This is a genomic window from Fusibacter fontis (genome assembly GCF_055378735.1).
Window position 1 is genome coordinate 73994 of the sequence record NZ_AP042445.1, and the last position, 14522, is coordinate 88515.

Annotated in this window: 12 protein-coding genes; 10 read left to right on the forward strand and 2 right to left on the reverse strand. The window is 39.9% G+C overall.

Going from position 1 to position 14522, the window contains the following annotated elements:
- Positions 1-30 precede the first annotated feature (30 nt).
- Together ACZ41W_RS00320 and ACZ41W_RS00325 are read right to left on the reverse strand one after the other, a co-directional pair.
- Positions 31-1404, reverse strand: coding sequence for an MATE family efflux transporter (locus ACZ41W_RS00320; protein ID WP_464312898.1), 1374 nt, complete (start codon positions 1402-1404; stop codon positions 31-33).
- A 42-nt stretch (positions 1405-1446) separates the two neighbouring features.
- On the reverse strand, positions 1447-1929 hold the full coding sequence (locus ACZ41W_RS00325; RefSeq protein WP_464312899.1) for a GNAT family N-acetyltransferase: 483 nt from the start codon (positions 1927-1929) through the stop codon (positions 1447-1449).
- A gap of 286 nt (positions 1930-2215) precedes the next feature.
- On the opposite strand from ACZ41W_RS00325, the gene ACZ41W_RS00330 reads away from it, so the two are divergent.
- From ACZ41W_RS00330 to ACZ41W_RS00375, 10 genes are all read left to right on the forward strand, one after another.
- On the forward strand, positions 2216-3151 hold the full coding sequence (locus tag ACZ41W_RS00330) for an NAD-dependent epimerase/dehydratase family protein (protein ID WP_464312900.1): 936 nt from the start codon (positions 2216-2218) through the stop codon (positions 3149-3151).
- A 16-nt stretch (positions 3152-3167) separates the two neighbouring features.
- Entirely contained in the window at positions 3168-4103 is a 936-nt protein-coding gene (locus ACZ41W_RS00335) for a CPBP family intramembrane glutamic endopeptidase (RefSeq protein WP_464312901.1), read from the forward strand.
- A gap of 3 nt (positions 4104-4106) precedes the next feature.
- Positions 4107-5093, forward strand: coding sequence for a GNAT family N-acetyltransferase (locus tag ACZ41W_RS00340; protein WP_464312902.1), 987 nt, complete (start codon positions 4107-4109; stop codon positions 5091-5093).
- A gap of 46 nt (positions 5094-5139) precedes the next feature.
- Positions 5140-6189, forward strand: coding sequence for a serine hydrolase domain-containing protein (locus ACZ41W_RS00345; protein WP_464312903.1), 1050 nt, complete (start codon positions 5140-5142; stop codon positions 6187-6189).
- Positions 6190-6247: 58 nt separating this feature from the next.
- The gene (locus ACZ41W_RS00350) at positions 6248-6739 is read left to right on the forward strand and encodes a MarR family winged helix-turn-helix transcriptional regulator (RefSeq protein WP_464312904.1); all 492 of its coding nucleotides are present in this window, start codon (positions 6248-6250) and stop codon (positions 6737-6739) included.
- On the forward strand, positions 6736-7857 hold the full coding sequence (locus ACZ41W_RS00355) for a DUF6544 family protein (protein WP_464312905.1): 1122 nt from the start codon (positions 6736-6738) through the stop codon (positions 7855-7857). The genes ACZ41W_RS00350 and ACZ41W_RS00355 overlap by 4 nt, the downstream gene beginning before the upstream one ends.
- Entirely contained in the window at positions 7850-8377 is a 528-nt protein-coding gene (locus tag ACZ41W_RS00360) for a 2'-5' RNA ligase family protein (protein ID WP_464312906.1), read from the forward strand. Before ACZ41W_RS00355 ends, ACZ41W_RS00360 begins: the two co-directional genes overlap by 8 nt.
- Before the next feature lie 88 nt (positions 8378-8465).
- Complete coding sequence (locus ACZ41W_RS00365; protein ID WP_464312907.1) at positions 8466-10214, forward strand: response regulator transcription factor; 1749 nt, start codon at positions 8466-8468, stop codon at positions 10212-10214.
- Between the two features lie 239 nt (positions 10215-10453).
- Positions 10454-12193, forward strand: coding sequence for a methyl-accepting chemotaxis protein (locus ACZ41W_RS00370; protein ID WP_464312908.1), 1740 nt, complete (start codon positions 10454-10456; stop codon positions 12191-12193).
- Between the two features lie 34 nt (positions 12194-12227).
- Positions 12228-14486: a bifunctional diguanylate cyclase/phosphodiesterase gene (locus ACZ41W_RS00375; protein WP_464312909.1), complete on the forward strand. Its 2259-nt coding sequence runs from the start codon at positions 12228-12230 to the stop codon at positions 14484-14486.
- Positions 14487-14522 lie beyond the last annotated feature (36 nt).

Consider the following 14522-nt stretch of genomic DNA (forward strand, 5'->3'; position numbering starts at 1 on the left):
CTTTTCATATTTAAAGCAAAATATCCGCCTTTAAAGCAAAATATCCGCCCATTTTTGACTTCTAAAACGGCGATACACAACAGTAGCAACGATGAAAATAGACAGGATTTCAGCTTGCCAAAGTCCCGCAACTCCTTGATCCAGAACGAGTATAAATAGATAACTCAATGGGACGAAGAAAATCCAAAGTCGCATAAGCGTATAAAGCATGAGTCTAAACGTATCGCCCGCTCCACGAAGTGCACCACCCATAATAATCATAAAGTTAAGCCCAGGTTGATTCAATGCGAGGTAAGCCATTACTGGTACACCAAGTGCAATCACTTGGGCTTCTTTTGTGAACACCATCAACAAGAAACTTGGAAGTGTCACGAACAAGATCCCCACAAACAGTCCCCAAACGATTCCTAGTCCTGACGAGACCATTCCCACTAATGAGGCATGCGGAATATCTTTTTCGCCGAGGGATTTACCCACTAAAGTGGCAGCAGCGATGCTGATGCCAACGGCTGGCATAAATGAAAGCGACTCAATCTGAATAAGGATTCGAAAAACAGCCTCGGATGAAGTATCGAGATAGGAAACGAATATTCCCGCTACAACAAAAGACAGTTGCATCAACGCCTGCTCAATCCCACCGGGCAAACTAATTCGGAACAGAGGCGCTAAAATTTCACGGTCAATAAACAAAATAAACTTCAGTTTAATTGGACTTTCTTTGATATACAAGTAGTAGATGAAAATTCCTACAGCAAGTACGCGAGATAAAGTCGTGGAAAGCGCAGCACCTTCAACCCCCATCTCTGGAAAAGGTCCCCAACCTGTGATGAGGACATAATTTCCGATAATGTTAAATCCATTGGCAATCGCGGTAATAACCATAGGCGTTTTCGTATCTCCAGCCCCTCTCATAATGGATGCAAATGCAAACCACATGAACATCGGAACAAATCCCATGAGAATAACCGTAAAATAAGAAAGCGCTTGATCAAAAATATGTGGTTCAATCTCATAAATTTTAAAAATAGACGATTTAAAAGCAAACGCGAGCAGCATGACGAGCAATCCCACTACGACATTGAGTAGAACATTTTGTTCGGCGATGCGCTTTAACCGTGGAAAATCTTTTTCACCATACGATCTGGACACCATGGCCACTGCGCCCGTATTAAACGCTGAAAACGTAAAAATGAGCAAGTACATAATTTGATTGGCAAATCCAATGGAAGCAATGGCATCAGAGTCAATGAGTTGACCAATCATAATCATATCTGCAACACCAAGAAGCGTGTTAAGCGCCATTTCTACAATCGCTGGAGCTGCTAAAAGTAAAATGCTCCATGTGATGCCCTTATATTGTTTCAATTGCTTGAGTGGATTAAATGACTTGAGCTTTTTTAACATATTTCACTCCTTATAGTGGGTCAATGTTTCAGTGTGTCAATTTTAGATCTTTTCTAAAAGATAAGCAGCTTCAGTATCAGAACTCTGACACAGCTGAAATCCAAATTTTTTCAGCAGTTTCACAGATGCGTCGTTTCCCTTTTCCACAGTTGCGTAGATACGCTTAAAATGAAGTTCGCTCCATGCGTATTCCAGACAGGCTTCTATTGCTTCACTTGCATACCCCTTGCCCCAAACAGATGTGTGAAAGTGATACATCAACTCTCCATCGTAATTCATTCCCTTAGGATTGAATCCACAAACACCAATTAATTCATTCGTTGATTGATTCAGGACCGCATAAGGTGCAAATCCATTTTCTTTTTCATAATTCAAATAGAATAAGAGCGATTTTTCTTCACTTTCTCTTGAAGTAGTACCGCCACAGAATTTCATCACAGTGGCATCTCCCCAGATGGTCATAAGTGCCTCAAAATCACTCATTTTTAGCGACCGAAGAATCAGTCGATGGGTTTCAATTCTCATTCTACACCTCAATTTTTATAGTGTTTATGCAGCGTTATAACATGTATGCTGCGAAATTTAACAAAAACATAATAAGTTATGTATCTGCCTCATTTTAGCACATACCAACGTGTTCGGCAAATGAAATTCACTATTTTTTTTGTAAAATCATATTGACAACTCAAAATACATAACATATTATGTAGTTGAAAGCAGAGCAATTCTCATTAAGAATCGCATGAGATTGATTAAAGATTCAAATGTCTAATTTAATCGTGAAAAGATTTGACCATAGGAGTGTGATGATATGAAAACAGTTTTAATCATGGGTGGTACGGCATTTGTTGGAGAAGCAGTTGCCATGCATTTAATTGAACGCGGGTATACCGTGGATATTTTTACTAGGGGCATAAGACCGGTTACATATGACGGTGTCCGCGAGCACCTCAAAGGGGATCGACAGTTGGTGAGCGACGTGGCATTTCAACTCAGAAATAAAGTGTATGATTATGTCGTCGACATTTCAGCTTATCAACCTCAAGATATTGAACCGCTCTATCAAGTACTGGATAAAAGTCAACTTAAGAGATATGTGTTCATCAGTACGGGTGGTGTGTATGTTCATTCTGATGAAATCATCGATGAAAATGCCACACAGGTGACGGATTTAAGCGCAGGCGCGTATTGTTATAACAAAAAGTGTTGTGAAGATCTGATCTTGAGTTATCATCATCAAATTGGTTTCCCATATACGATTTTGCGACCTACCTATATCTATGGAGAAGGGAACAATCAAAAGCGAGAAGGGTTCTATTTTGATAAAATTTTACGCGGAGAGACGCTACAAATTCCATACGGTCGCAATCATCTGGTGAATTTTATCTACATCGACGACTTGGTGAAGTTGATTCACTCGGCGATGACATCTGATAAAGCCCTGAATCAAGCCTATAATGCCACGATGACGCAACCGGTGACTTGGAAACAGTACGTCGTAGCGCTGAGACTGGCAACAGAGCAAAGTTTAGAAGTGGATTATGTATCCTATGAACGCATCCAGTCGGGAGAAAAGTTCTACTTTCCATTTTACGACGAGCACTATGAACTCAGCATGCTCAAGAGTATCGAAGATGGTCTGTACCAACCTGAAATTGATATAGAAGAAGGCCTTAAAATGAGCTATCGCTGGTATTGTGAAAACCAGAATAGGATGGAGCGGTATGAACAGACTCACAAAGACTGAGTAAGGGGGCAATGAAATGAATCATAAAAAAGCAATACATTACTTTTTGTTCCTGACATTTTTATTCAGTATGCCATGCTATTACCTTATAAATGGTGGAGGAGCATCTGCGTCTGGAATGGTGGCGATCTTAATGTGGTGTCCAGGAATTTCAGCTATTATCGTCCAAAAAAAATACTATAAAAATGAGAAAATACTGGGTTTAACTACAGGCAAATTCTCGGATAACTTCCTTGGTTTTGTGATCCCTCTCGCTTATTTAGCGATTTCTTATGCCATTTATTGGCTAACATTCGATCAGTCGCTCAATCAAACCTACGATTTTGATTCGATTATTCTGCTAGTCAGTATGTTTTTATCGTCAATTGTCACAGCGTTAGGGGAAGAAATTGGTTGGAGGGGATTTCTATTACCTCAATTATGTAGACACTACAGCCTTCTAAAAAGCGCGATCATTTCAGGTGCGATTTGGGCAGTTTGGCATTATCCGTTGATGATTGCAGGTAAGTATAATGCAGGAACACCACTCCCTTATCAATTGTCCGTTTTTACAGTTGAAGTCATCTTGATATCCGTGATTCTCGCGATATTGAGAATGAAATCAAATAGTGTTTGGCCAGCAGTGATCTTACATGCAAGTCACAACTTTTTTGATCAAGTGATATTTGAACCTGTAACAAATGGATTGAATAAAGCCTACTTTGTTGGTGAAACTGGCATGATAACACTTGTGTGTATATTAATTGTGATGCTTATGCTGTATGTGACTGTTGAAAAATCCAGTTCATTTCAACAACATAAACTTAAACACAATTACACTGCTTTATTGATGATAGTTTGTACATCCATTGGCACTCTTGCAGCTGTTATTTTAGAGCTTAATCTCGCTTTGTTGGGATTTGCAGGGACGTGTACGGGACTTTTACTCGGTATACTTATAGGAGAACGATAAACAATGGAATTTAAACCACTAAAAAAATGTTATATTGAGCAAGCCGTTGCATTGGCTCAAGAAAATTATGAAAGAGAGCAACAACAGGTAGAGGCTCTAATGAAAAAGGATTATCGTGAGGAGATGACTCAAATCGTTACTGATATTTTCCAAAATGAGCTTGGGTACGTTGCACTTGAAAACAATAAATTAGTAGGATATTTAGCATTTTACAAGAGCTGGAAAGAAACTGAGACGGACACCGTTAGAACCATTTATTCACCTGCATGTGGGTATGCAATCCAAGCAGGATACGACCGAGGCAAGATGATATCGCAACTTTTTCAAAAATCATCGGAGACCTTCATCAAAGAGGGCGTTGGAAACTATCAGATGAAAGTGTATGCACATGATCGTGATGTCATTGAATCCTATGTTTTCAATCAATTTGGACTCTTATGTACAGATGCCATTAAATGGATTCAAACACCATTTTGTGAGTCACTTGAGGCAAGTGTTCAATACAAAGAACTTACAAAACAAGAGATTCGAGTGGATGCGTATCAATTGATTTCGCTTTGGCGGAACTTAGTAAAACACTTACAGTCGAGTCCAACATTTTACTTAGGCGCTGAATTTACTGACGAAGTGTACCTTGATCATATTCAGCAAGAGGATACGCGATTATTTGTGGCAAAAGATGGCGATCGCATCATTGGAATTGTCGATTGTTCAAAAGAAGGAAACCACTTTGCAAATCGAGATGAAAACACTATGAACATTGGAGATCTGTATATTGAAGAAGCTTATCGGGGTAAAAACATTGCTCAAAGTTTACTTCAGTTTGTCAGTGACAAACTCAAAAAAGAGGGCTATACACGTCTTTGGGTTGAACATGGGACCACCAATCCAAATGCTCTCCGCTTTTGGGATCAATATTTTAGCCGTTTCACAATGACCTTAACGCGTTGTATCGATGAACGCGTAGTTAAGCTACATCAATTAAAATAAACGACTTAAATTTAAGGATTCGATTCACTCGAATCAGAAAGGAATTATGATGAATACACAAACTCAAGCATTAAAACAACAACAAATAAAACAGATTGGTCAAATGGTTCAAAATCATGACTATCAAGGCATTTTCGCCGAATATCACGGTGATTTTGAAACATATTGTTATATCAATGGAAAAATCGATCGCGAGACACAAACCCCGATTCAAAAGGACACGCTCTTTGGTATCGCATCAGGAACGAAGTTTTTTACAGCGCTTGCCATCGGACAGCTCATCGACGAAGGCAAATTAACACTCGAGACACGTGCACTTGACGTATTTGACCTTGGAAATCCACTTCTTGATCGGGGGATGACCATCCGTCACTTGCTCAATCATACATCGGGACTTCCAGATTATTTGGACGAATCCATCGCGCCAGAAGCGTGTGAGAGTGCCCTTACAGTGCCGAATCACCTACTGATCACGCCTTATGACTACTTGCCAATGTTTCCTTATAAGGCCAATACTTCCAAACCAGGTGAAGTGTTTAAATACAACAATGGCGCATACATTTTCCTCGCGATCATCATCGAAAAACTCAGCGGAATGACGTATAAAGAGTACATCAACGAGAAATTTTTAAGACCACTTGGATTCAGTCGTTCAGGGGTTTACACAGTGAATAATTTACCTTTCAACGCAGCAAAAGGATATTATCAAGAAGACGGCGTAGAATATGAAAATACAGAAAAAATGCCTTACCAAGCAGGTGGAGATGGCGGCATTTACACGACTTTAATGGAAATGAAAAAACTTTGGGAACTCTTTTTAGATGAGAAAATATTATCGCAGCCATTGGTAGAAGCATATTTAAAACCGGATGTCTGTCCCTATCCAGATCTAGGGATCTATTATGGACTTGGCATGTGGCTTAAAAAAGAAGTCACTGAACTTGGCGAAACATTTATTCCATATCTGACAGGATCGGATATAGGCGTATCGTTTAAAACCAGTTATCATCCAACTTTGAAGCGTTTTATTTGCCACATATCCAACACCTCGGAAGGCGTTTGGGAACTGAACAAACAAGTCAATGCATTTGCATAACAATTAGGAAAGTTGAAAGAACAATTAGATTGATTAAAAATCAATAGGAGAGATTTATATGAATAAAGAAAAAATGAAACAATTAGATGGGTTTTCATTCACATTTGGTGCGCTGATGAACATTACCGTCAAACTGGATACGCAACTGGATAAGGCACTTAAACCCTTTGATTTAACTGCAAAGCAATGGTATTTGCTCATGATACTCGACAGTTTGTTTGAAGCGCCACCGACGCTGAAACAAGCCGCCGAACAAACCGGGAGTTCGTATCAAAACATCAAACAGATGGCATTAAAACTTCAAAGTAAAGGGCTTCTACTTATCGAGAAAGACCCAAGTGATTTTAGAGCATTGAGATTGGTGATGACAGATGAAGCGAAGCAACTTTCACAAAAATTGGCACCGACAGCAGAAACCTTTTTAGCGAAATTCTATGACAATGTGCCATCTGCTGATGTACAAGTGGTCGCAAGAGTGATGTTTCAATTACTCAATAATCTCAATGACATGGAACAAGTGGATTTAATAGAGAAAGAAGGGATATTATGAGACTTGTGATGATGGCATTACTCATCGTCCAGATTCTTTTATATGCAGCCTCAGTCAAGCAACACATGAGTTTAATAGGTGTTGTGGCATTACTTTCGGTGACGCTGTTATTATACTGGCGTCAAAACACGGCCTTTATCTGGATCGGACTGATTGCCGTTCTCATCGCTCAGACTGCTGCGATCCTCAACTGGCAGGAACTCAAGTTTACCACGATCATCAACATCGTGTTGCTCATCGCGGTGGTGCTCAACTATACGAGCTACACATTTGAAAAAACGTATCGAGAGGATGTCAGGGCGAACCTGAAAGACAATCACCTTGAGGCGACTCAGTCAAATGCTGACTCATCATCTAATCCAGAGCATGCTGACTCATCTTCTAATATAGAGCATGCTAATCGCGCGGAGGATGCGCTCATTACCGCAGAGGATCTTGAACACTTACCTGCACCTGTAAAGCGCTATCTAGAATATGTAGGTGTCGTGGGAACACCTCGAGTTGAAAATTTTAAGGTCGTATTTGAAGGAAACATGCGGGATCAAGGAAAAGATTACTTTAGCTTTACCTCAGAGCAACATAATTTTATCCAAAACCCAGCTCGACTCTTTTTTATGAAGGCAGATATGTTTGGGACGACAGTGCCTGGCTATCATCGATATGTCGATCAAAAGGCAAGCATGGACATTCGCCTCTTTGGACTCGCAAGTGTCGTTTCAGAAGACGGCCCAATTATGGATGAAACTGAGACGGTGACGCTCTTCAACGATATGTGCTTACTGGCACCAGCCACTTTGATTGATGCACGCATTCGCTGGGAACTCATCGACGACACACATGTGAAAGCTTATTTTACCAATGGTGATATCACCATATCAGCGACCCTTTTCTTTAACGACAAGGGGCAACTCGTGGACTTCGAGTCCCTAGACCGGACGGCAATTGCTCAGATGGAAAAATTTCCATTTAGAACGCCGATTAAGGACTATAAAAACATCAACGGTTTTAACTTAGCGACATACGGAGAAGCCATTTGGTGCTATCCTGAAGGAGACTTTGTCTACGGACAATTTCATATAAAATCTATAGAATATAATGTGGAGGATGCAGATGTTTGAACAAGATAGTTATATATGTATTGATTTCCCAGCAGAAGCAGCGCAAATGATCATGAAGATTCGCGCTGACCAAAAAGACGACTTTCGTATAAAACTGCCAGCTGAGATCACCGTTGCTGGTTCAAGTGGTGTGGGCGTCATCGCACGAGATGAAAATCCCGAGTTTGTATTTTCAAGATTACAAGAAATTTGTTCCAATGCCAAACCGTTTACGATTCAGTTTAAAGCTGTTGAACGCTTTCCAAACTCAGATATCTTTGTCTTTAAGCTCGTAGATGAAACGCCTCTGAAAGAACTTCACGCGCTCATCGCTCAATCTGGCATTCGCTTTGAACCGGTCAGACACACGGACTATAACCCACACTGCACTTTGAGAAGCCGTTCACCAGTCACAGAAGAGGAAGCCGATGCACTGCTTACACTCGAATATCACGAACCGATCTTTATAGACAAAATTTCCATCTACAAGATGGACAAACTGCCGATGACGCATGTATTTGAGTGTCGATTGGGTGTGTGAAGAAAAATTAAAGGAAAACAGGGCCAATTGTCGAATACTACCAACAGAAAGTGTTGTTAGAATTTTGTCAAAGATAGGACCTTAAGAGATGAGTGAAAAAAATATATTAGAAGAATTAGATCAAATTGGAAAAAAGTTGCAATACAATCCCGCAGAGGCTCAAGTGGAGATTGACGCGATCTTAAAAAAAGAAGTCTCACTGAATCGTGAAAGTTATCTTCGAGCCCTTTACTTTAAGGGCATCGCCAATATGTTTCTAGAGCAGTACGAATCTGTGGTGGATATTGGATTGAAAATGGAGGATTACGCAACGCGATATCAGGATATGGATCATCTCATCCGGTCGAAATGCCTAATCGGTATTGGGAGTTGCTATCTCAATCAATTCTATGAGTCTGTTAAAAGTTTTACAAGGGCTTACGATTTAGCGCTTCAAAATGAAAATTTAATGGCAGTTACCACCATTGCAATGAATTTATCTGAAGTGTTTCTCAACATGGAGAATTATGAACAATCAGAGGAATACGTTTATATAGCAAAACAAAACGCACATCTCATTCACAATCAAAGATTGATTGTGAAGGCACATATTCAAATGGCAGAAATCAAACTCATGAAAAAAGATGTACAGTCAGCACAGATCTTTATTAGTGATCTGAGCGGTATCGTAGACGAGTCCCTTGATGCTTTAGATTGGTTCTACTATCACGTAGTGGCATGTGAAATGTATACTCAAAACGATCAAATTTCTCAAGCATATGATCATTTATCCAAGGCAGAAATTCATCTGAAAACCATCAACTTGCTTCAGCCGCAAATTCAATTTAATCGGGTCGCTGGTGGATATTTTTTTAAAACGAACGATTATGTGTTGGCAGAACGTCACTATAACCACGCGCTGGAGATTGCAAGAAAAATACGCCATTTTGTTTTTGAAAAAGCGATTTTAATGGAATGTGTTAGCTTGTATGAGACGTTAAATCAACCAGAGGATATTATACGCACTTTGAAACAGCTGAGATCCGTGGAGGCGTACTTAAGAGGAAAAACATGTAGTTATACCTTGACGATGCGTGCCATCGATAATGAAGCAAAAGTGGCTCAACTCAGTGAAAAAGAAAAAGAACTTGAAAAAATATCAAGTGATCTGAAACAGTGTATTCAGTTCAATCAAAAGATTCAATATAATCATCATTTAGAGTCTGTTTTGACTGAATTTGATCGACAGATGCAAGTGATTTTTAAAGATGATGTAAGTGATCTGTATCTGATGGATCTGCATCGAAATAGCCTGAAGAATCTTAGAAATGGAGAAGTGAAGCGGTTAAACAGTGTTTCATATTATAAAATTCTGGAGACACATATCCCGCCAGTTCAAACACTGGACCTTCAATCGGTACACAAGTCACATTTTTATCTCGGCAATCAGGATCAATTGGTGTTTGCTTGCATCAATCCACTTAAACAAGGTGTGATGTGCATCGTAAGCAATGAATCGGGACGAAAGTATGCATCAAATCTGGCAACAGAGAAAAAAGAGAATATTTATCATTATCTCAATCACATGTTGCTCTTAACAGGCTGCACGGCATTACCTTGTGATGCCAACCCTATTCATCTAGACACCTCACTTCGCCATATCGATCTGTCGGAGTTGTCTCAGCGAGAGCAAGAAATTTGTCAATTTGTGAATAAAGGGCTTAACAATAACGAAATTGCCGAAGCATTGATGATCTCTAAACATACCGTCAGAAATCACTTATCGAAGATCTTTCAAAAACTTGAGATTAAGACGCGCTTCGAGTTGATTCAAGCCGTTCAAAAATCTCATTATTAGAAAAAATTTAATTAAATGACTCACATTTTAAGCTATTGCCGATTCAATCTAGAAGGCAGTAGCTTTTTATTGTGCCTAAATCGGACTTAAATATGATTTATATAGGACTTAAATAGTACACTTGTACTATGCACACGTGTACAGTTGTTCTATTAACAAAAATATTGCCTGTATATATAATAAAGGGTAGTAAAAGAAGTATTTTGATACGGAATAATGGGATAGGTGGAGGAAGTAGAATGAGAAGTATTAAGAAAAAGACCATTGCGATTATTTTATCACTTGTAATCGTTTCAGCATTAGCAACGGGCGCTTTGGTTTTGTTTAGAAGCAATCAAGTGATGAATCAAGCAGTGGATACGCAGTTCTCTGATATGCTCACAAGTGCAGAACGTATGCTTGAAATACAGATGACTCAAGCTTTTGGCACACTAGAACTTTCTGAAGGCAGTCTAGTGGATTCAAATGGAACATCCATTGAGGGTCAGTATGAATCAATTGATCAGTTATCAGACGCCATGGGGATTAAGGCGACTATATTCAAAAAAGACGGCAATGATTTTATTCGCGTTTTGACGTCAATAAAAGATGAAAAAGGAGAACGTGCAGTTGGAACGCCGCTCGATCAAAAAAGTGAAGCGTTTCAGTCTGTAAAAAGTGGCTCTTCATATATTGGAACAGCAACTATTTTTGGAACGGATTATGCAACAATTTACAAACCCATTTATACAGAAGGTCGTATCATCGGCATTTACTTTGTAGGTGTGCCAAGTCAGTCCATTAAAACCATTATTTTTGAGGGCTTTGTATCGATCATTCAATTTGTCGGCATTGGACTACTCATAATCGTGATAGTTGCTGCAATTGCAAGCTATTATCTTGGAAGCTCCATTGCAAATCCGATCATCGCCATTACAAATGTCCTTTCAAATCTAAGTCAACTAGATTTTCATTTTGATCCAGCCGATCCAGCGGTAAAATACATCGGGCGAAAAGATGAGATTGGAAAGATGATTCGATCCGCTAAAGAGATGCGAGATCGCGTCGCCGAATTTATTGAAGGCGCAACCGCTTCAGCTGAGAATTTAGCGGCGACTTCTCAACAAGTCACAGCAACATCTCAACAATCTGCAAAATCAGCATCAGAAGTGGCTCAGACGGTAAATGAAATAGCAGAAGGTGCAAGTGAACAAGCAGAAAGTACAACGCGCGGTGCCGAAAAATTAAATGCATTGGGCAATTTGATCGATGAAGATCAAAAGAACATCCAAACACTTGTATCCGCTACTAGCCAAGTGGCCAGCAACATTCGCGATGGATTGTCGATTGTTGATGATTTGAGCGATGCAACCAAACGAAATGGCGATGCAGCGGCAGTTGTCTTCCAAAGCATCTTAAAGACCAATGAAAGTTCGAGTAAGATTAGTGATGCTAGTGCATTAATCGCATCCATCGCAGATCAAACCAACCTGTTGGCACTGAATGCAGCGATTGAAGCAGCGAGAGCAGGGGAACACGGCAGAGGATTTGCAGTGGTTGCAGATGAGATCCGAAAACTTGCAGAACAATCCACACAATCGACTAAAAATATCGACTTAATGTTAGTCAACCTCGTCAAAGACGCTGAGACAGCCGTGGCAAAGATGACAGAAGCAGGTGAAATCGTCAAGAATCAAGAAGAAATTGTCGAATTAACACGTGATAAGTTCAATGAAATTGCGAAAGCGATGCGATTGGCTCAAACCATTGTTGAACGCATCGAACAAGCGAGCCAGTTGATGGCGGTTCAAAAGGAACAAGTGCAAGACGTGTTACAAAGTCTTTCAGCTGTGGCACAGGAAAATGCCGCTTCAACTGAAGAAGCCACCGCAGCCATTGAAGAACAAACACATGCAATTGAAGAAATCTCCAGTGCGAGCGAGAATTTAGCAGAACTTGCAGTGACGCTTAGAACCTTGCTATCCAAATTTATTCTCTAACATCCATCGGCATAAAAATTTGGAGGCAAATGTGATGCATTTAAAAAAGAAATTTATCCTGACGACGACGGTGTTTCTACTGGTGATGGCTTTGTTTCTGTTTACCTCGGCGATTGAATATCATCGAAGTTACAACAACCATGATGAAAATGGTCAAGATCAACTCACATATGTGAAAGTGAATCTAGAGAATTTAATCGCCTCGAGGATGCTGTCCATTAACGGCTTAAAAGCACATGTTGAAATCAATCCAGAGTTTAATCAAAATGAGTTTGATTTCTTTGCCAAGGGAATCTATGCATCTTCAGAAAATCTTGTGCAAAGCATGTCGTTTTTAACGGATACAACGCTTACTCATATCTATCCATATGAGCGCTATCGAGATGTCGTGGGAATTGATCTCGGGAAAAATGAAGCGCAAAAAGATTGGATTCTCTATGCTAAAGAGTACAACAAGGCCATCATCACAGCGCCAGTCAATTTGGTGGAAGGTGGAATAGGGGTCATAGTTCGGATGCCTGTGCTGAGACAAAACGAGTATTTTGGGCAAGTATCCATCGTTTTTAATTATGATCAGCTCCTTAAGGATTGTGGTCTTGAAGCACTTGCCGAGGATTATTATATCCAGTTAAGTAAAACAGACGAGTTCGACCATGAAAAAAAGGTCATCTTTAGTAACTTGACTGAGGCTTATGCTCCTGAAAAGATTCAGCACCACGCAACTGTGAACCTTTACGATTCCGAGATGATTCTGGAATCTATTCCAAAAGTAGCGTATCACGGGAAAACCTTATTATTTTATTTAATTTTACTCATCGGTCTGATCGTTGCGATTGTATCGAGTCTCATGACGTATAATCTTCTGAATATGAACGTCGTGCTGATTCAATCAAAATCAGAACTCAAAGCGAATAATGAAGAACTTGCGGCATTGGTGCATCAACTTAAGGCAAATGAAGAGCTTTTATATACTCAATATGACGAAATTTCGAGGCAAAAAGAACAAATAAAATTTTTAGCAGATTGTGATTATTTAACCAATCTGTTTAATCGCAGAAGGTTTACTGAAGATGTCACAGATCACATGAAAAATGGTCAAAGTGGCACCATCCTGCTGTTGGATATTGATAACTTTAAAAATATCAACGATACACAGGGGCACCACTATGGTGATAAAGTGTTGATGCATATCAGTGGGGTGCTCAAAAATGCCTTAGATAGCGATACCACCATCTATCGAATTGGTGGAGATGAGTTTGCCGTTCATTTGCCTGGAATAGTTGAAAATACACGCATTGAAACCATCGTGAAATCACTGTTCAAATCACTCAAAATGAGCAATTTCATCGAACACATCAAAAACCATATCACCGCAAGTGTGGGAATTGTAAAGTACCCACATGACTCAGTACACGTAGATGACCTTTTGATGAAATCGGATATTGCGATGTATGAAGCAAAAAATAGTGGCAAGAATCGCTACTGCTACTTTTCAAAAGTGTTGGTTTCGAGCTTGGATCATCAAGTGAGAATCGAAAAAGAACTTCAAAACGCCATTGAAAATGAACGCTTTAAGCTTCTGTATCAACCGATTATAAATAGTGAAACAGGAGGCGTTGAGTGCTTAGAAGCGTTGATTAGAATTCAAAATACGGCTCTTTCTCCAGTGGAATTTATCCCTATCGCAGAGAGCACTGGACTGATCGTTCCTATGGGACAGTGGGTCATCGAACAAGTTTGTGCGCAGCTAAATCGTTGGCAGATGAATGAGACGATTCTTAAGCCCATCGCCATCAATATATCCGCCAAACAGCTCTATGAGGGTCATCTAATTGAGTGTATTGAACAAGCACTTAATACGCACCAGATACCACCGCATCTCATCGAAATCGAGATTACAGAGAGCGTCTTGATCGACAATTCCACCTATGCAATCGAACAGCTCGACAAACTACGGGCGCTGGGAATTCGGATTTCTCTTGATGACTTTGGAACTGGCTACTCCTCGCTGAGTTATCTGACGTTTATGCCCGTGGACAAAGTGAAGATCGATAAGAGCTTAAAGGATAAATTTTTATTCCTAGATGATTCAGTTGTCATGGAAGGCATCATCTCCATCTGCCATGGATTGCAGCTCAAAGTCGTCACAGAAGGCGTAGAAACGCATGGAGAATTTGAACTACTTAAAAAATACGGATCTGATTTTGTACAAGGCTACTACTTTGAAAAGCCGCTCGATGCCGATCAAGTCGCATCCCGCTTGAGCAAAATCTACGTGGATTCAACTAAATAATAGGTGTATCATGCTTAACCAGTAACCGCATCATGT

Excerpts from the sequence above, each read along its gene's own strand:
- ACZ41W_RS00350 (WP_464312904.1), top strand. The coding sequence starts at position 6,248 with ATGAATAAAGAAAAAATGAAACAATTAGATGGGTTTTCATTCACATTT.
- ACZ41W_RS00320 (WP_464312898.1), bottom strand. The coding sequence starts at position 1,404 with ATGTTAAAAAAGCTCAAGTCATTTAATCCACTCAAGCAATTGAAACAA.
- ACZ41W_RS00335 (WP_464312901.1), top strand. The coding sequence starts at position 3,168 with ATGAATCATAAAAAAGCAATACATTACTTTTTGTTCCTGACATTTTTA.
- ACZ41W_RS00365 (WP_464312907.1), top strand. The coding sequence starts at position 8,466 with ATGAGTGAAAAAAATATATTAGAAGAATTAGATCAAATTGGAAAAAAG.
- ACZ41W_RS00330 (WP_464312900.1), top strand. The coding sequence starts at position 2,216 with ATGAAAACAGTTTTAATCATGGGTGGTACGGCATTTGTTGGAGAAGCA.
- ACZ41W_RS00325 (WP_464312899.1), bottom strand. The coding sequence starts at position 1,929 with ATGAGAATTGAAACCCATCGACTGATTCTTCGGTCGCTAAAAATGAGT.
- ACZ41W_RS00375 (WP_464312909.1), top strand. The coding sequence starts at position 12,228 with ATGCATTTAAAAAAGAAATTTATCCTGACGACGACGGTGTTTCTACTG.
- ACZ41W_RS00355 (WP_464312905.1), top strand. The coding sequence starts at position 6,736 with ATGAGACTTGTGATGATGGCATTACTCATCGTCCAGATTCTTTTATAT.
- ACZ41W_RS00370 (WP_464312908.1), top strand. The coding sequence starts at position 10,454 with ATGAGAAGTATTAAGAAAAAGACCATTGCGATTATTTTATCACTTGTA.
- ACZ41W_RS00360 (WP_464312906.1), top strand. The coding sequence starts at position 7,850 with ATGTTTGAACAAGATAGTTATATATGTATTGATTTCCCAGCAGAAGCA.
- ACZ41W_RS00345 (WP_464312903.1), top strand. The coding sequence starts at position 5,140 with ATGATGAATACACAAACTCAAGCATTAAAACAACAACAAATAAAACAG.
- ACZ41W_RS00340 (WP_464312902.1), top strand. The coding sequence starts at position 4,107 with ATGGAATTTAAACCACTAAAAAAATGTTATATTGAGCAAGCCGTTGCA.